This is a genomic window from Terrabacter sp. P2_E3 (assembly GCF_056403915.1).
Window position 1 is genome coordinate 1 of sequence record NZ_JBFUEN010000013.1, and the last position, 16,553, is coordinate 16,553.

Annotated in this window: 14 protein-coding genes, 1 rRNA gene and 1 pseudogene; all 16 read right to left on the bottom strand. The window is 71.7% G+C overall.

Features of this window, described 5'->3' with window-relative positions; translation table 11 throughout:
- Positions 1–217 (bottom strand): 16S ribosomal RNA (locus tag AC1DW8_RS17105); the annotation flags it as partial.
- 664 nt (positions 218–881) lie between these two features.
- Positions 882–2,141, bottom strand: a complete 1,260-nt coding sequence (gene tyrS, locus AC1DW8_RS17110) for a tyrosine--tRNA ligase (RefSeq protein WP_056827308.1) — start codon at positions 2,139–2,141, stop codon at positions 882–884.
- Positions 2,142–2,357: 216 nt separating this feature from the next.
- Positions 2,358–2,864 (bottom strand): annotated as a pseudogene (locus AC1DW8_RS17115) (DNA-3-methyladenine glycosylase); the annotation flags it as partial.
- Complete coding sequence (locus AC1DW8_RS17120) at positions 2,861–3,499, bottom strand: DNA-3-methyladenine glycosylase (RefSeq protein WP_200961796.1); 639 nt, start codon at positions 3,497–3,499, stop codon at positions 2,861–2,863. The gene AC1DW8_RS17120 and the pseudogene AC1DW8_RS17115, both read right to left, overlap by 4 nt.
- A 22-nt stretch (positions 3,500–3,521) precedes the next feature.
- Entirely contained in the window at positions 3,522–5,012 is a 1,491-nt protein-coding gene (gene argH, locus AC1DW8_RS17125; protein WP_478095292.1) for an argininosuccinate lyase, read from the bottom strand.
- A gap of 66 nt (positions 5,013–5,078) precedes the next feature.
- On the bottom strand, positions 5,079–5,564 hold the full coding sequence (argR, locus tag AC1DW8_RS17130) for an arginine repressor (RefSeq protein WP_056776346.1): 486 nt from the start codon (positions 5,562–5,564) through the stop codon (positions 5,079–5,081).
- Positions 5,561–6,754: an acetylornithine transaminase gene (locus tag AC1DW8_RS17135; RefSeq protein ID WP_478095293.1), complete on the bottom strand. Its 1,194-nt coding sequence runs from the start codon at positions 6,752–6,754 to the stop codon at positions 5,561–5,563. The genes argR and AC1DW8_RS17135 overlap by 4 nt, the downstream gene beginning before the upstream one ends.
- The gene (gene argB, locus AC1DW8_RS17140) at positions 6,751–7,758 is read right to left on the bottom strand and encodes an acetylglutamate kinase (RefSeq protein WP_478095294.1); all 1,008 of its coding nucleotides are present in this window, start codon (positions 7,756–7,758) and stop codon (positions 6,751–6,753) included. Before argB ends, AC1DW8_RS17135 begins: the two co-directional genes overlap by 4 nt.
- On the bottom strand, positions 7,755–8,918 hold the full coding sequence (gene argJ, locus AC1DW8_RS17145) for a bifunctional glutamate N-acetyltransferase/amino-acid acetyltransferase ArgJ (protein WP_478095295.1): 1,164 nt from the start codon (positions 8,916–8,918) through the stop codon (positions 7,755–7,757). Before argJ ends, argB begins: the two co-directional genes overlap by 4 nt.
- The gene (gene argC / locus AC1DW8_RS17150) at positions 8,915–9,958 is read right to left on the bottom strand and encodes an N-acetyl-gamma-glutamyl-phosphate reductase (RefSeq protein ID WP_478095296.1); all 1,044 of its coding nucleotides are present in this window, start codon (positions 9,956–9,958) and stop codon (positions 8,915–8,917) included. The genes argJ and argC overlap by 4 nt, the downstream gene beginning before the upstream one ends.
- 45 nt (positions 9,959–10,003) lie before the next feature.
- Positions 10,004–12,562, bottom strand: coding sequence for a phenylalanine--tRNA ligase subunit beta (gene pheT / locus AC1DW8_RS17155; protein WP_478095297.1), 2,559 nt, complete (start codon positions 12,560–12,562; stop codon positions 10,004–10,006).
- A 1-nt stretch (position 12,563) separates the two neighbouring features.
- Entirely contained in the window at positions 12,564–13,673 is a 1,110-nt protein-coding gene (pheS, locus tag AC1DW8_RS17160) for a phenylalanine--tRNA ligase subunit alpha (RefSeq protein WP_056827316.1), read from the bottom strand.
- Positions 13,674–13,781: 108 nt separating this feature from the next.
- Positions 13,782–14,909: a sensor histidine kinase gene (locus tag AC1DW8_RS17165; protein WP_478095298.1), complete on the bottom strand. Its 1,128-nt coding sequence runs from the start codon at positions 14,907–14,909 to the stop codon at positions 13,782–13,784.
- Between the two features lie 38 nt (positions 14,910–14,947).
- Positions 14,948–15,751 carry a TrmH family RNA methyltransferase gene (locus AC1DW8_RS17170; protein ID WP_478095299.1) on the bottom strand — a complete coding sequence of 268 codons (804 nt, stop codon included), beginning with the start codon at positions 15,749–15,751 and terminating at the stop codon, positions 14,948–14,950.
- Positions 15,752–15,800: 49 nt separating this feature from the next.
- Entirely contained in the window at positions 15,801–16,202 is a 402-nt protein-coding gene (gene rplT, locus AC1DW8_RS17175) for a 50S ribosomal protein L20 (protein WP_020144696.1), read from the bottom strand.
- Positions 16,203–16,298: 96 nt separating this feature from the next.
- On the bottom strand, positions 16,299–16,493 hold the full coding sequence (gene rpmI, locus AC1DW8_RS17180) for a 50S ribosomal protein L35 (RefSeq protein ID WP_020144695.1): 195 nt from the start codon (positions 16,491–16,493) through the stop codon (positions 16,299–16,301).
- Between the last annotated feature and the right edge of the window lie 60 nt (positions 16,494–16,553).

The window sequence follows — 16,553 nt, forward strand, 5'->3', positions numbered from 1 at the left end:
CACCATACCCACACCATACCCATGCAGGTTGGTGTCATATCCGGTATTAGCTCCGGTTTCCCGGGGTTATCCCAGAGTCTGGGGCAGGTTACTCACGTGTTACTCACCCGTTCGCCACTGATCAAACAAGAGCAAGCTCCCGTCATCACCGTTCGACTTGCATGTGTTAAGCACGCCGCCAGCGTTCGTCCTGAGCCAGGATCAAACTCTCCGTTGATGTTCAAACACCCACCCCCGAAAAGAGGACGAGCAAACTTTGAACCCATGAAGGGCTCGAAAACCTGACTGAAGTCGAACAACCAGCTCAAAAAGCTAGAAGTTCAATTCAACCAAAGGATAATTCGCCCAAAACCCACCCAGACCACCAGACGGTGGACCGAACCAGGCCTCGGGACGAGGTAATTGGCATCGATTTTTGACACGCTGTTGAGTTCTCAAGAATCGGACACACACCATCAACCACCTCAACGAGGAGGCCTCCGGGGCAACCCTTCAAACTTACCCGCCGGGGGCTTGGGAGTCAAACCCGCGAAGCGTCCTTCAGGACGACCGGATCCGACCCGCTTGGTGTCAGCGGTCCTGCTCCCCGAGGCTACCCGATCAGATCGAGCACCTCGGTCCTTCTGCCACCCCCGGGACCGGCCTGCTTCGCGTCGCGATCGCTCGCTCGGCGGTGGTGTCCGGTGCTCCCTGTCGGGCTGACGAAGAGAACATTAACCCGGCCCTCCGGAGAAACACAAATCCGCTCTCCTCGGACCGCCTGGTCGACACTGAAGGGGCGGATACCGTTGTCGCCCAACGGAATCCGCCCCCTCAAGCAGTCCCAGATGTGTGGGAGGTGCCGCGTTCGGGCACAGCTCGATCCTCACCCACGCGAGGTCTCAGGCGCGTCGCGCCGCCGCCAGGTTGCGTCGACCCCGCTTGATGACGGCGACACTCCCGTGCAGGAAGTCGCCCTCCCCCAGCACCTGCTCCGGGTCGGTCACCTTGACGTTGTTGAGCGAGGCCCCGCCGTCACCGATCGCCCGCCTCGCCGCGTTGCGCGAGTCGACGAGCCCGACCGCCACGAGGGCGTCGACGACCGACGTCCCCACGGACACGGGAGCGCCGGGCAGCTCGGCCGTGGCGTCCGTCAGTGTCGACGCATCCAGACCGGTCAGGTCGCCCTTGCCGAAGAGCGCCTCGGAGGCCGCCTGGACCGAGGCGGTCGCGTCGGCTCCGTGGACCAGAGTCGTGACGTCGGCGGCCAGCGCCTTCTGCGCCGCTCGGCGGAACGGCTCCTCCGCCACCTGCCGCTCGAGCTCGGTGATCTCGTCGCGGGACCGGTCCGAGAGCGCCTTGAGCATGCTGATGACCGATGCGTCCTCGACGTTGAGGAAGTACTGGTAGAAGACGTACGGGCTCGTCATGTCGGCGCTCAGCCACACCGCGTTGCCCTCCGACTTGCCGAACTTGCGGCCCGTCGAGTCGACGAGCAACGGCGTCGCGAGCGCGTGCACCGACGTGCCCTCGACCCGGTGGACGAGGTCGACGCCGGCCGTGATGTTGCCCCACTGGTCGCTGCCACCGATCTGGAGGGTGCAGCCTCGGCTCCGGTGCAGCTCGAGGTAGTCGAGCGCCTGGAGCATCTGGTAGCTGAACTCCGTGTAGGAGATCCCCTGGTCGCTCTCGAGCCGCCGCGCCACGGCCTCCTTGCGGATCATCTGGTTGACGCGGAAGTGGCGGCCGACGTCGCGCAGGAAGTCGAGCGCGCTCATCGGCGCCGTCCAGTCCAGGTTGTTGACGAGCACGGCGGCGTTCTCGCCCTCGAAGTCGAGCAGTGGCCCGACGAGCTGCTGGATCCGGTTCACCGCGGACGCGATGGTGTCCTTGTCCTGCAGCACGCGCTCCGCGTCGGGCTTGGGGTCACCGATGAGTCCGGTGGACCCCCCGACGAGACAGATGACGTGGTGCCCGGCAGCCTGCATCCGTCGCATGACCGACAGCTGGACGAAGTTGCCGAAGTGCAACGACGGCGCGCTCGGGTCGAAGCCGCAATACAGCGTGAGGGGTCCCTCCGCGAGTGCTTCGCGCAGCGCCGCCTCGTCGGTGGTCTGTGCCACCAGGCCGCGCCACTGCAGCTCGTCGAAGATGTCCGTCACGGGTATCGGTGTCCTCTCGGTCGGGTGGGCTCCCTGCCCACCGGCACACAGCCTGCCGTATGCCGCCGCGCCCCGGCCACCGAGTACCGCGCGGTCCCGCATGGCGGGCGTCACGAGCGTCGTCGGGCGACCCCGGGACGGTACGGCGAGACGGGTCGGCTCCGCGTCGATCCAGAAGCGCCACGGGTGGGCCCCGCCGTCGCCCCCGGGGCCGCTCACGCCCACGCGTGGGCCGGCGCGCACGGCCTTCCCCTCCGCGGGGTCGCCGGCGCCGAGGGCGAGCGCGGATCCGACCGCGCACACGTCGACACCAGAGAGCGTCCCTGTGACCGCGAGCGCGTTGGTCAGCCGTCCCGGTCCCCGGCACCAGTCGCGCTCACGCACGCCCGGCCGGCGCCCCGCGGCGACGTCGTGACCCGCGACCACCTCACCGGCGCGCAGCAGGACCACGTCGGGGACGCCCTCGGCGCCCGTGACGACGCAGAGCATCCAGTGGTGGCCGTAGGTGAAGTAGACGAAGGCGTGCCCGGACGGCCCGAAGACCGGGGCGTTGTGACGGGTCGGCCGACTGAGCACTCGTGACGCGGGGTCGACGAGACCGGCATACGCCTCCGTCTCGGTGACGCGCACCGTGACCCCGCCGTGCTGCACGTGTCGGCCGAGCAGGTCGGCGGCCACGTCGAGGACCGGCCTCGCGAAGAACGACCGCGGCAGACGCCTCACCCGCGTCGGCGCCGCACGACGCCGGGGCGGTAGGCCGAGACGTTCGGGTCACCGTCGACCCAGAAGCGCCACGGGAAGGCGGTGCCGTCACCACCCGGGCCGCTGACGCCGACCCGGGGGCCGACGCCGACGCGCTCGGGAGGGGTCCGCTCGCCCTCGGCCACGACGAGGTCGATCGGCTCCCCCACAAGAGGTCGGCAGAAGTCGAGCCCCGTGTGCTCCTTGGTCATCGCGAGCGCCTGGCCGACCCGCCCCGGTCCACGTGCCCAGTCGCGCTCGCGCACCGGCCCCCGCCGGGACCGGACGAGGTCATGGCCGGCGACCACCTCACCGGCCCGCACGAGCACGGCCGAGGCCGCTCCCTCCTCGCCGACGACGAGGTTGACGCACCAGTGGTGGCCGTAGGTGAAGTAGACGTAGGTGAACCCTGGCGGTCCGAACATGGGCTGCGTGCGCGGCGTCTCACCGCGATAGGCGTGTGACCCGGGGTCGAGCGTGCCGGCATACGCCTCGAGCTCGGTCAGGCGCAGCACGACGCCGCCGAACGCCAGGTGTCGCCCGAGCAGGTCGGGTGCGACCTCGACGGACGGCCTGGCGAAGAACGATCGCGGCAGGCGGGTGTGGTCGGGGCTCACCGACGACACGCTAACGGCAGGGTCAGACGGTCGCCGAGGTCCACGTCCGGGCGTCGGCGAGACGCTCGCGCGCGAGCACCAGCTGCTCGGTGACCCGGACCGGTGCGGTGCCGCCCTGGGCGTCCCGCGAGGCCAGGGAACCCTCGACCGAGAGGACCGACCGCACGTCGGGCGTCAGGTGCTCGCTGATCCGGGCGAAGTCCTCGTCGGTGAGGTCCCACAGCTCGATGCCGCGCGGCTCGCACTCGCGGACGCACGCGCCGGCCACCTCGTGCGCGACGCGGAACGGGACGCCCTGGCGCACGAGCCACTCGGCGATGTCGGTGGCCAGGGCAAATCCCTGCGGCGCGAGGGACGCGAGGCGCTCGGTGTCGAAGACGAGGGTGTCGACCATGCCCGAGAAGGCCGGCAGCAGGACCTCCAGCGTGTCGACGGCGTCGAAGACCGGCTCCTTGTCCTCCTGGAGGTCACGGTTGTAGGCCAGCGGGAGCGCCTTGAGGGTCGTCAGCAGCCCGGCGAGGTCGCCCACGAGACGACCGGCCTTGCCGCGGGCCAGCTCGGCCACATCGGGGTTCTTCTTCTGCGGCATGATGCTCGACCCCGTCGAGTACGAGTCGTGCAGCGTGACGAAGGAGAACTCCTTGGTCGCCCAGATGACGACCTCCTCGGCGATCCGGGAGATGTCGACCGCGGTCATTGCCGAGACGAACGAGAACTCGGCCACGAAGTCGCGCGACGCGGTGCCGTCGATGGAGTTCTCGACGGCGCGAGCGAAGCCGAGGTCGTGGGCCACGGCCTCGGGGTCCAGCCCGAGCGAGGAGCCGGCGAGGGCCCCGGACCCGTAGGGAGAGGCGTTCGCGCGGACGTCCCAGTCGCGCAGTCGGTCGACGTCGCGCAGCAGCGCCCATGCGTGGGCGAGCAGGTGGTGCGACAGGAGGACCGGCTGGGCGTGCTGCAGGTGCGTGCGGCCCGGCATGGCGACGCCGAGATGACGGTCGGCCTGCGACACGAGGCCGTCGACGACGTCGAGGACGAGGCCTCCGACGACGCGAGCGTGCTCGCGCAGGTACATCCGGAAGAGCGTCGCCACCTGGTCGTTGCGGGACCGGCCGGCGCGCAGCCGCCCGCCGACGTCGGGGCCGACGCGCTCGATGAGGCCGCGCTCGAGAGCGGTGTGGACGTCCTCGTCGTCCTCCGCGGGCGTGAAGGCGCCCGACACGACGTCGGCCTCGAGCCCGTCCAGACCGTCGAGCATCGCCTGGAGGTGCTCGTCGGAGAGCAGCCCGGCCGAGTGGAGCACACGGGCGTGGGCGCGAGACCCGGCGATGTCGTGCGGCGCGAGGCGCCAGTCGAAGTGGGTGCTCTTGGACAGTGCGGCCAGTGCCTGGTCGGGACCGCCGGCGAAACGCCCGCCCCACAGGCTCACGCGCTCGGCCGGCGCGGCCGCGGCGCCCGGCGCACCCTCCGCCCCCTCAGGACCGTCGGTGGAGCTCGGGTGGGTGGGGTCGGTCATCGCGGGGTTCTCCTCGTGGGTGGGGGTGCGGCAGGCGCCGGCAGGGGAAGGCAGGTGCAGTAGGTCTCAGTCTCGCGTGCCTGCGAGGGACTGCAGCCGCTCGGCCACGGCGCTCGCCTGCTCGGCGCTGCCGGTCACGAGCAGGATCGTGTCGTCGCCGGCGATCGTGCCCACCACCTCGGGGTCGCGGGTCTGGTCGATGGCCGACGCGAGGTAGTTGGCCGCGCCCGGAGGGGTGCGCAGCACGACGAGGTTGACGGCGGCCGCGGCCGACACGAGCAGCTCCTCGCACGTGCGACGCAGACGGGCCGAGGCGGCGTCACCGATGGACCCCACGGCGGCCACCTCACCGCCCTCCCCCGGGACGGCATACGCCAGGGCGCGGCCGCGCCTGACCTTGACGGCGCCGAGCTCGACGAGGTCACGCGAGAGCGTCGCCTGGGTCACCTCGGTGCCCTCGGCGGCGAGGAGGTCGGACAGCTCGCCCTGGCTGTGCACCTCATGGGCGCCGAGCAGCTCGACGATGCGGCGCTGGCGCTGGGTGCGGCTCACGACGTCGTCTCCCCCGCCGCGTGAGCGGCCTCGAGGATCGCCGGCAGGGCGTCGAGGAAGCCCTGGAGCTCGTCCGCCGAGATGACGAGCGGCGGCGCGAGGCGGAGCGCCGTCGGAGTCACCGCGTTGACGATGAAGCCCGCGTCGCGGGCGGCCGCCATGACGGCCGGAGCAGGTATGCCGTCCAGCTCGATCGCCCGCAGCAGGCCGCGTCCGCGCGTGTCGCTGACGCCCTCGATCTCGACGTCGTCGAGCAGCGCGGCGACGTCGCGGACGTGCTCGAGCAGGTGGTCGCGCTCGATGGTGTCGAGGACGGCGAGGCCGGCCGCGCACGCGAGCGGGTTGCCGCCGAAGGTCGTGCCGTGCTGGCCGGCGGCGAGCAGGGCGGTGGTGTCGGGACCGAACGTGACGAGCGCGCCGATCGGCACGCCACCACCGAGGCCCTTGGCCAGCGTCATGGCGTCCGGGACGATGCCCGACTGCTGGTGCGCGAACCAGTCGCCGGTGCGGCCGATGCCGGTCTGGATCTCGTCGACGACGAGGAGGACGTCGTGAGCCGAGGTCACCTCGCGAGCGAGGCGCAGGTAGTCGACCGACAGCTCGCGGACCCCTGCCTCGCCCTGGACCGGCTCGACGAACAGCGCTGCCGTCGTGTCGCCGACCGCCGCCCGCAGGGCGTCAGCGTCGTTCGGCGGGACGAAGACGACCTCGGGGATGAGCGGTTCGAACGGCTCGCGGTAGGCGGCCTTGTGGGTCAGGGCCAGGGCGCCCGTGGACCGGCCGTGGAAGGACCCCTCGAGCGCGACGATGCGGGTGCGACCCGTGCGCCGCGACAGCTTGATCGCGGCCTCGGTCGCCTCGGTGCCGGAGTTGGCGAAGAAGACGCCTGAGCCCGCGGGCGCCGCCGCAACCGCGAGGATGCGCTCGGCGAGCGCGATGGCCGGCTCCGAGGTGAAGAAGTTGGACACGTGGATGGCCGACTCGGCCTGCTTCGTCACGGCCTGCACGAGCGCCGGGTGGCCGTAGCCGAGGGCGTTGACGGCGATGCCGGAGAGCAGGTCGAGGTAGCGCTTGCCGTCGACGTCGGTGACCCAGCAGCCATGGCCGGAGGCGAGGACGAGCTGGGGCGTGCCGAAGACCTGGACCATGGCTCCGGCGTAGCGGCCGAGCAGGTCGCTGCCGGCGGTCATGAGTCCTCCTCGGGCGTGGCGGGTGGTCCGGATGTGCGCGGTGGCGTCGGCTCGGAGCCGGTGATGTCGGGCAGGACCATGGTGCCGATCCCCTCGTCGGTGAAGATCTCGAGCAGGATCGAGTGCGGCTTGCGGCCGTCGACGACGTGGGTCTGCGGCACGCCGCCCTCGACGGCACGGATGCACGCCTCGAGCTTGGGCACCATCCCGTGGTCGACGCGCGAGAGCAGCTCCCGGGCTGCGCTGACGGTGATGGTCGAGAGCAGCGAGCCACGGTCGGGCCAGTCGGCGTAGATGCCCTCGACGTCGGTGAGGACGACGAGCTTCTCGGCACCGAGAGCGACGGCGATCGCCGCGGCGGCGGTGTCGGCGTTGACATTGAGCACCTGCCCCTCGACGTCGAGGTCGGGTGCCACCGTGGAGACCACGGGGACCCGGCCGGCGTCGAGGATGTCGATGATCGCGGACGGGTTGACGCTCTCGACGTCCCCGACGAGGCCGAGGTCGACCTCCTCGCCGTCGACGACCGTGCCGCGGCGCCGCGCGCCGAGCAGGGCCGCGTCCTCACCGGACAGGCCCACCGCGATGGGACCGTGCTGGTTGAGCAGGCCGACGAGCTCGCGCCCGACCTGACCGGTCAGGACCATCCGCACGACGTCCATGACCTCGGGCGTCGTGACGCGCAGGCCGCCCTTGAACTCGCTCTCGAGCCCGACCCGCTCGAGCATCGCCCTGATCTGAGGCCCTCCACCGTGGACGACGACAGGGCGCAGCCCGGCGTACCGGAGGAACGCGATGTCCTCGGCGAAGGCGGCCTTGAGCTCGTCGTCGACCATGGCGTTGCCGCCGTACTTGACGACGACGAGCGCACCGCGGAACCGCTCGAGCCAGGGCAGCGCCTCGACGAGGGTGGCGGCCTTGCCCGCGGCGACGCGGATGGCCGCGGCGTCGATGAGGCCGCGGAGGTCGGCGGGCTGGTCGGAGCGGGTGCTCGTGGTGGTCATGTGCTGTAGGCCGAGTTCTCGTGGACGTAGTCGTGGGTCAGGTCGTTGGTCCAGATCGTCGCGGCCTCGGGGCCGGCGTGCAGGTCGACGAGGACGTGGACCTCGCGCGGGGCGAGGTCGACGAGGGTGCGGTCCTCCCCCACCCCACCGGCGCGGCACACCTGGACGCCGTTCATCGTCACGTCGAGCGTCGTCGGGTCGAAGGCGGCCTTCGTCGTGCCGACGGCCGCGAGCACGCGCCCCCAGTTGGGGTCGTTGCCGAAGATCGCGCACTTGAAGAGGGTGTTGCGGGCCACCGACCGCGCCACCTCGAGGGCGTCGTCGGTGCTCGCGGCGCCGACCACCTCGATGGCGACGTCGTGTGCGGCGCCCTCGGCGTCGGCGATGAGCTGGCGGGCGAGGTCGGAGCACACGGCGGTGAGGCTCTCGGTGAGCTCGTCCCGCTCGACGGAGACGCCCGAGGCCCCGGAGGCGAGGACGACGACGGTGTCGTTCGTCGACATGCATGCGTCGGAGTCGATGCGGTCGAAGGAGACGGATGTCGCGGCGCGGAGCGAGGCGTCGAGGTCTGGCTGGTCGACGACGGCGTCGGTCGTCACGACGACGAGCATCGTCGCCAGTGCCGGTGCGAGCATGCCGGCGCCCTTGGCCATGCCGGACACCGACCAGCCGGCGCCCCCGTACGTCGAGACCTTGTGCACCGTGTCGGTCGTCTTGATCGCGACGGCCGCCGCCTCGTGGCCCTCGGCGGACAGGGCGGTGGCAGCGGCGTCGACACCGGTGAGGACCTTGTCCATGGGGAGCAGCTCGCCGATGAGGCCGGTCGAGCAGACGACGACGTCGCCCGCCGAGACACCGAGCACCTCCGCCACGTGCTCGGCGGTGCGGTGGGTGTCGAGGAAGCCCTGGGCTCCGGTGCAGGCGTTGGCGCCCCCGGAGTTGAGGACGACGGCGTCGACCCGGCCGTCGGCGACGACCTGGCGCGACCACGTGACCGGCGCGGCCTCGACGCGGTTGGTCGTGAAGACGGCCGCCGCGTGGCGGTCCGGACCGTCGTTGACGACGAGGGCGAGGTCGGGGGTGCCGCTCGCCTTGAGGCCCGCGGTGACGCCCGCCGCACGGAAGCCCGCGGGCAGCTGGACGGTCGGGTGGCCACTCACGGGGCGACTCCTGCGATGGGGAGGCCGAGGGTCTCCTCGAGACCCAGGGCGAGGTTGGCGCACTGCACGGCGGCGCCGGCAGTGCCCTTGGTGAGGTTGTCGATGGCCGACACCACGACGACCCGACCGAGCCGCTCGTCGACGGCCACCTGCAGCTGCACGTGGTTGCTGCCCACGACCGAGGCCGTGGCGGGCCAGGAGCCCTCGGGCAGGACGTGGACGAAGGGCTCGGCGGCGTATGCCGCCTCCCAGGCCGCGCGCACGGACGCCGGGTCGGCGCCCGGACGCAGGCGGGCCGTGCACGTCGCGAGGATGCCGCGCGGCATCGGCGCCAGCGTCGGTGTGAACGAGACCGTGACGGGCTCGCCCGCAGCGCGGGAGAGGTTCTGCTCGATCTCCGGGGTGTGCCGGTGGCCGCCTCCGACGCCGTAGGGCGACATGGAGCCCATCACCTCGCTGCCGAGCAGGTGCGGCTTGAGCGACCTGCCGGCACCCGACGTGCCGGAGGCGGCGACGACGACGACGTCCTGGGCCTCGAGCAGGCCGGCGGCGAACCCGGGGGCCAGCGCGAGCGAGATGCCGGTCGGGTAGCAGCCCGGCACGGCGATGCGGCGTGCGCCCGCGAGCCGTTCGCGCGCCACGGTGCCCGCCGGTCCGGGGAGCTCAGGGAGGCCGTAGGGCCACGAGCCGGCATACGCCGTGTCGTAGAAGGTCGTCCACGCGGACTCGGACTCGAGCCGGAAGTCGGCCCCGCAGTCGATGACGACGACCGAGTCGGGCAGCTGCGCGGCGAGCGCCCCCGAGTGGCCGTGCGGCAGGGCGAGGAAGACGACGTCATGGCCGGACAGCGTCTCGACGCTGGTCACCTCGAGCACACGGTCCGCAAGGGGGACCAGGTGCGGGTGGACGCCCCCGAGCCGTTCACCCGCACTGCTGGCCGCCGTGACGGCGCCGACCTCGAACTGCGGGTGGGCGAGCAGCAGCCGGAGGATCTCTCCTCCGGCGTAGCCGCTCGCCCCCGCCACTGCTGCCCTGATCACGATGCATGACTATACACGCTCATGCATATTCGTGCATTGGGGGGTTCAGCGCTGGACGGCCCCCGTCGCAGACGCGGCCGCCGCGACCGCCGCGTCGCGGAAGTCGTTGACCTCGTCGGTCGTCAGCGTCCGGTCGGGCGCCCGGAACGTGAGGCGGTAGGCCAGCGACCGGTGTCCGGCCTCGATGCGCTCCCCCTCGTAGACGTCGAAGAGCACGACCGACTCGAGCGACTCGCCCGCACCGGAGCGCAGGGCCGTCTCGACGTCGGCGGCGGCCACATCAGCGGCCACGAGCAGGGCGATGTCGGTCATCGCCGGCGGGAACGTCGAGAAGGGCCTGGCCTGGACGGGCTCGGCGCTGGCGGCGACGAGCACGTCGACGTCGAACTCCGCGGCCACCGTGCGCTCCGGCAGGTCGAGGGCCGCGACCACCTTGGGGTGCAGCTCCCCTGCGTGGCCCACGAGCGTGCCGTCGACGAGCGTGATCCGGGCGCATCGGCCGGGGTGCCACGGGGCGTGACCGGGGTCGTTGGCGACGACCACCGGCACGGCGAGCGCGGCGGCGACCGTCTGCACGGCGGCGACCATGTCGCTCCAGTCGGCGGCGCGGCCGGGACCCCACCAGCCGGCCTGCTCCGCCTGTCCGGTCGCGAGGATGCCCGCGCGACGTGGCTGGGCGGGGACGGCGGCATACAGCTGCTCGAGCGTCTCGGCGTCGGGGCGCGCGGCGACTCCCGGGATCGGTGCGGTGCCGATGGCGCCGCCCGGGCGGAACACGAGGCCGAGCTCGTAGATCGCGACGTCCTTGCGCCCGCGAGCGACGTTGCGTCGCAGCGTGTCGACGAGGCTGGCGAGGACCGAGGTGCGCAGCAGCGGCCGCTCCTCCGACAGCGGGTTGGCCAGCCGGACGGCGTGACGGCGGTCGTCGTCGGCCGGCAGCATCAGCTGGTCGGCGAGCTCCTCGGCGACGAAGGGATAGCTGAGGACCTCGGTGAGCCCTGCACCCGCGAGCGCGTCGGCGACGACCCGGCGCGCCTTCTGCGCATGGGTCAGGCCGCGGCCGTCGCTCGGCGTCGGCGTGATCGACGGGATGTTGTTGTAGCCGTCGATCCGCGCGACCTCCTCCGCGTAGTCGGGCGCGTCGACGAGGTCGGGGCGCCACGACGGCGGGGTCACGAGGACGTGCGTGTCGTCGGTGCCCTCGCCGGACTCGTCGACGACGCAACCGAGGTCGCGCAGGATGCCGACGACCCGCCCGCGCGGGTAGTCGACGCCCACGATGCGCGCCGGCTCCGTGACGTCGAGGAGGTATGCCGTCCGCTCGCTCGTGCGGTCGACGTCGGTGACGGCGTCGTCGACGGTGCCGCCACCGTGCTCGACGAGCAGGTCGACGGCGAGCTGGGCGGCCGCCGCGGTCACCCTCGGGTCGACGCCGCGCTCGAAGCGCTTGGACGCCTCGGTGATGAGGCGGTGCCGGCGCGACGAGCGCGCGACGGTCGTCGGGTCGAAGTGCGCCGCTTCGATGAGCACGTCGGTCGTCGTGTCGGAGACCTCGGAGGAGGCCCCACCCATGACGCCGGCGATGGCGAGCGGCTGCTCACCACCGTCGGTGATGAGCAGGTCGTCGGTGTGCAGGGTGCGCTCGACGTCGTCGAGGGTCGTCAGCACCTCGCCCGAGCGGGCCCGGCGCACGACGACCGAGCCGGAGAGCCGGTCGACGTCGAAGGCGTGGAGCGGCTGCCCGACGGCGAGCATGACGTAGTTGGTGACGTCGACGGCGAGCGAGATGGGACGCATGCCCATCTGCGTCAGGCGCTTGCTCATCCACGACGGCGACGGCCGGGTCGGATCGATGCCGCGCACGATCCGCGCGACGTAGCGGTCGCACCCGTCGTTGCCGTCGATGGGTGAGTCGTCCTTGAGCTCCACCGGGTAGCCACCTGCGGTGGCGGCCGGCGTCGCGACCTCGGCCGGGTCGCGGTAGCCGCCCTCGGGGCTGCCCTGCGCGTGCCAGTACTCACGGGCGAGGCCACGCACCGAGAAGCAGTAGCCACGGTCGGGCGTCACGTTCGTCTCGACGGTCTCGTCGGCGAGCCCGAGGAGGGCGATCGCGTCGTCGCCGGGGCTCAGGGTCGCCGCGCGCTCCTCGCCCAGCAGCCGGCTGAGCACGATGATGCCGTCGTGGTCGTGCCCCAGACCGATCTCGTCCTCGGCGCAGATCATCCCGTTGGAGACGTGGCCGTACGTCTTGCGCGCGGAGATCGCGAAGCCGCCGGGCAGCACGGCACCGGGCAGCACGCACACCACGAGGTCGCCGACCTCGAAGTTGTGGGCACCGCAGACGATCTCCTGGTGCTTGCCCTCGGTCAGCATCTGGCCGTTCTGTCCGACGTCGACGGTGCACCAGCGGATCGTCTTGCCGTTCTTCTGCGGCTCGAGCTCGAACGACAGGACCCGACCGACGACGAGCGGACCGGTGATGTCGCCACCGTGGAGGTCCTCCTCCTCGAGACCCACGCGGACGAGGCTGGCGGCCACGTCGGCACCCCGGGCCCCGGGCGCGAGGTCGGTGTACTCCGCGAGCCAGCTCAGCGGCATACGCATGTCAGACCCCCATCCCGAACTGCTGCGAGAAGCGGACGTCGCCCTCGACGATCTCGTGCATCCCCTGGACCCCGTGGCGCAGCTGGAGCGCCCGCTCGATGCCGAGCCCGAAGGCGAAGCCGGAGTAGACGTCCGGGTCGATGCCGCAGGTGCGCAGCACCTTGCGGTTGACCATGCCGGAGCCGCCCAGCTCGATCCAGCCGGAACCGCCGCAGGTGCGGCACGGCTCGGCACTGCCCCACGTCTCCTCGCCGTGGCAGGCGAAGCAGAGGAAGTCGGTCTCCATGCTCGGCTCGGTGAACGGGAAGTAGTTGGCGCGGACGCGGGTGCGCGTCTCCTCGCCGAACATGATGCGCACGAACGCGTCGAGGGCGCCGCGCAGGTGGGCCATCGTCAGGCCCTTGTCGATCGCGAGGCACTCGATCTGGTGGAAGACCGGCGTGTGCGTGGCGTCGAGGTCGTCGGTGCGGAAGACCTTGCCGGGAGCCACGATGTAGATCGGCGGCTCCTGCTCGAGCATGGTGCGGATCTGGACCGGTGACGTCTGCGTGCGCAGCACGAGGCCCGAGTCGACCGGATCGAGGAAGAAGGTGTCCTGCATCTGCCGGGCAGGGTGGTCGGGCCCGAGGTTGAGGGCGTCGAAGTTGAGCCACTCGCTCTCGAGCTCCGGCCCCTCGGCGACCTCCCAGCCCATGCCGACGAAGGCGTCGACGAGGCGCTGGGCGACGAGCTCGATCGGGTGCCGCGAGCCGGGCTCGCGACGCAGGGCCGGCACGGTGACGTCGACGCGCTCGTCGACGAGGATGCGCTCGTCGCGCTCGGCCTCGAGCTCGGCCTGCCGGACGGTCAGGGCCTGGCCGACGCGGCCGCGGGCCTGGCCGACGCGCTTGCCGGCCTCGGCCTTGGCGCTCGGCGGCAGGGCGCCGATCTCGCGGTTGGCGAGGGCCAGCGGGCTCTTCTCCCCCTGGTGCGCGATGCGCGCGGCCTTGAGGTCGTCGAGGGACGACGCCGCGGTGATCGCGGCGATGGCGTCCTGTACCGCTGCGTCGACGTTCGCCGGGTCGAGCGCGGAGACCTCGACCGGGTCGTAGTTCGTGTTGGGTCCGGACATCGGCGTGCGTTCGCTGCTCTCGCTCGGGTTCACGGGGGGCTGTCGTGCGGGTGCCCAGTCTAGGGGCGGCGTCGAACCGGTTCACGGGGCCATCCGCTCAGCGGCGGGTCAGCTGCCGACGACCTCGGGCAGGCCGGCCGGCAGCGTCACGACGAAGCGCGCGCCGCCGGCGTCGTTGTCGCTGACGAGCACCGAGCCGCCATGGGCCTCGACGAGACCCCGGACGACGTAGAGCCCGAGGCCCGTGCTCGCGTTGGAGGGACCGTGCCAGAAGCGACCGAAGATCTTCTCGCGGTCGGACGGGGGTATGCCGTCACCCTCGTCGTCGACCTCGACGACCACCGACTCCGGCGCGTCACCGAGGGCCCCGCCGCGGTCGAGGGTCACCGTGACCTTGCCGGCGCCGTGCAGCAGGCCGTTCTCGATGAGGTTGAAGAAGATCTGCTCGAGACGGTCGGTGTCGGCCCACATCTCCGGCAGCCCGTCTTCGATGGCGGACTCCCCCAGCCCGAGCTGGACGACTCCGGACGACCGACCGAGCTCGTAGCGCACGACGTGGGTCGTGAGCAGCGCGTGGAGGTCGACGGGCCCCCGACGCAGGTTGAGGCTGTCGGAGTCGAGCCGCGAGATGTCGAGCAGCTCGGTGATGAGGCGGGTCAGGCGGGTGGCGTCGGCCTCGATCGTCTCGATCATGAGGCGCTTCTGCTCGTCGGTGAACCGGTCCCACCGTCGCAGCAGGCTGCTCGTGAAGCCGGTCACCGACGTCAGCGGCGCCCGCAGCTCGTGCGCCACGGTCGACAGGACGGTCGCCTGGTCGCGCTCCGCCCGCTGGCGGGCCTCGGCGTCACGCAGACCGAGCATGACCCGCTCGACCGTGCCGCCCGGTCGGGACCGCACGTAGCGCGCGGTGACGAGGACGTCCTGGCCCCGGGGCGCGACGAGCAGCTTCTCGCGGTGGCCGCCGCGGCTGGCGAGGCCGTTCCACGGGTCGGTGTGGGCCCACCAGTTCCGGCCGTACTTGTCCGTGAAGGGCAGCCCCTCGTCGAGCGTGCGGCCGACGAGATCGGCATGGTCGCAGTCGAGGATGCGCAGCGCCTCGGCATTGGCGAACCGGATGCGCTGGTCGGCGCCGACGACGACGAGCCCGTCGGGAAGCAGCTCGCCCATCATCGCGACCGGAGCCATCTCGGCCGCCGACCCGGGCAGCCGAGCCGCGGTCCCGTCGACGGAGGTCATGGCCCGAGGATAGTCACGGGCACGCCCGAAGGGCCCGGTCAGCGGCTCGTGCGGCGTGCCTCGGCCGAGGCGTAGAGGCAGATCGTCGCGGCCATCGCGAGGTTGAGCGACTCCGCGTGGCCGTGGATGGGGACGCGGACGACGTCGTCGCAGGCGTCGCGCACGTCCTGCGGCAGGCCCCAGGCCTCGTTGCCCATGACCCAGGCGTGGGCACCGGAGAGGTCGGCGTCATGGAGGAGAGTCGTTCCCGCTCCGTCTGCGGCGAGCAGCCTGACCCCTCGCTCGCGCAGGGCCGCGAGGATGTCGGGGACGGACGCGCCGAGGCTGAGCGGCAGGTGCCACAGGGACCCGACGGTCGAGCGGACGACCTTGCTGTTGTAGACGTCGACGCTCGCGTCGCTGACGATGACGGCGTCGGCGCCGGCCGCGTCGGCGCCCCGGATGACGGTGCCGGCGTTGCCGGGGTCGCGGACGTTCGTCAGGACGCACACGAGCGCGTCGGCCGGCAGGTCCGCGAGGAGGGCGTCCAGCGGCACGTCGAGGACGTGGCACACCGCGGCGATCCCCTGCGGGGACTCCGTGTCACACATCGCGGCGAGCACCTCGGGACTCACCTCGTGCACCCAGAGCTCGGCGGAGCGCGCGGCCTCGACGATGGCGGGATGCCGGTCGGCCGCCTCGGGCGTCACGTAGACGTCCCGGACGAGCTCGGGACGGAAGGCGACCGCCTCGCGGACCGCCTGCGGTCCCTCGGCGAGGAACTCACCCGTGCGGGAACGCACCGAGCGCCGGGACAGCGCCCGTACCGCCTTGACCCGATCGGATCGGGGGTTGGTCAGCACGGGGGTGTCCCGGCGCTCGAGATGCTGGTGTGACGTCGGACGACGTCGCTCAGGCGGCGTCGCCGGCGACCTTCGCCTCGGCTGCGTTGACAGCGGCCGGGACGTTGGCGCGGGAGAGCTCCACGAGCGCGGCGAAGGCCGGGGCGTCGTTGACGGCGAGGTCCGCGAGGATCTTGCGGTCGACCTCGACACCGGCGGCCTTGAGGCCCTGCATGAACCGGTTGTACGTCATGCCGTTGGCGCGGGCCGCAGCGTTGATGCGCTGGATCCAGAGGCGACGGAAGTCACCCTTCTTCGCGCGACGGTCACGGTAGGCGTAACCCAGCGAGTGGGTGACCTGCTCCTTGGCCTTGCGGTAGAGGCGCGACCGCTGACCGCGGTAGCCGCTGGCGCGCTCGAGAACGACTCGACGCTTCTTCTGGGCGTTGACTGCCCGCTTCACGCGTGCCACGTGAATACTCCTTCTCTGCTTGACGCAGTGCTTGCTGCTGCTGGCTTACCGGAGACCCGGCTGCTCAGCGAATCGCTGATGGGTGGGGGTCCCGGCTCACTTGCCGAGGAGCTTCTTGGCCTTCTTGGCGTCCGGCTTGGCGAGCTCGACGTCGTTCGCGATGGAACGCATCTTCTTGCTCGACTTGTGCTCAAGCAGGTGGCGACCGCCGGCCTGCTCGCGCATGACCTTGCCGGTGCCGGTGAGGCGGAAACGCTTCTTCGCACCGCTGTGCGTCTTCATCTTCGGCATGGGGGCCGATCTCCTTCGTGTTGCGTGCGCCAGTGGGCGCACGTGGTGTGTCGTGCCGGG

Excerpts from the sequence above, each read along its gene's own strand:
- argH (WP_478095292.1), bottom strand. The coding sequence starts at position 5,012 with ATGACCGACCCCACCCACCCGAGCTCCACCGACGGTCCTGAGGGGGCG.
- AC1DW8_RS17165 (WP_478095298.1), bottom strand. The coding sequence starts at position 14,909 with ATGACCTCCGTCGACGGGACCGCGGCTCGGCTGCCCGGGTCGGCGGCC.
- argB (WP_478095294.1), bottom strand. The coding sequence starts at position 7,758 with ATGACCACCACGAGCACCCGCTCCGACCAGCCCGCCGACCTCCGCGGC.
- rpmI (WP_020144695.1), bottom strand. The coding sequence starts at position 16,493 with ATGCCGAAGATGAAGACGCACAGCGGTGCGAAGAAGCGTTTCCGCCTC.
- pheS (WP_056827316.1), bottom strand. The coding sequence starts at position 13,673 with ATGTCCGGACCCAACACGAACTACGACCCGGTCGAGGTCTCCGCGCTC.
- AC1DW8_RS17135 (WP_478095293.1), bottom strand. The coding sequence starts at position 6,754 with ATGACCGCCGGCAGCGACCTGCTCGGCCGCTACGCCGGAGCCATGGTC.
- pheT (WP_478095297.1), bottom strand. The coding sequence starts at position 12,562 with ATGCGTATGCCGCTGAGCTGGCTCGCGGAGTACACCGACCTCGCGCCC.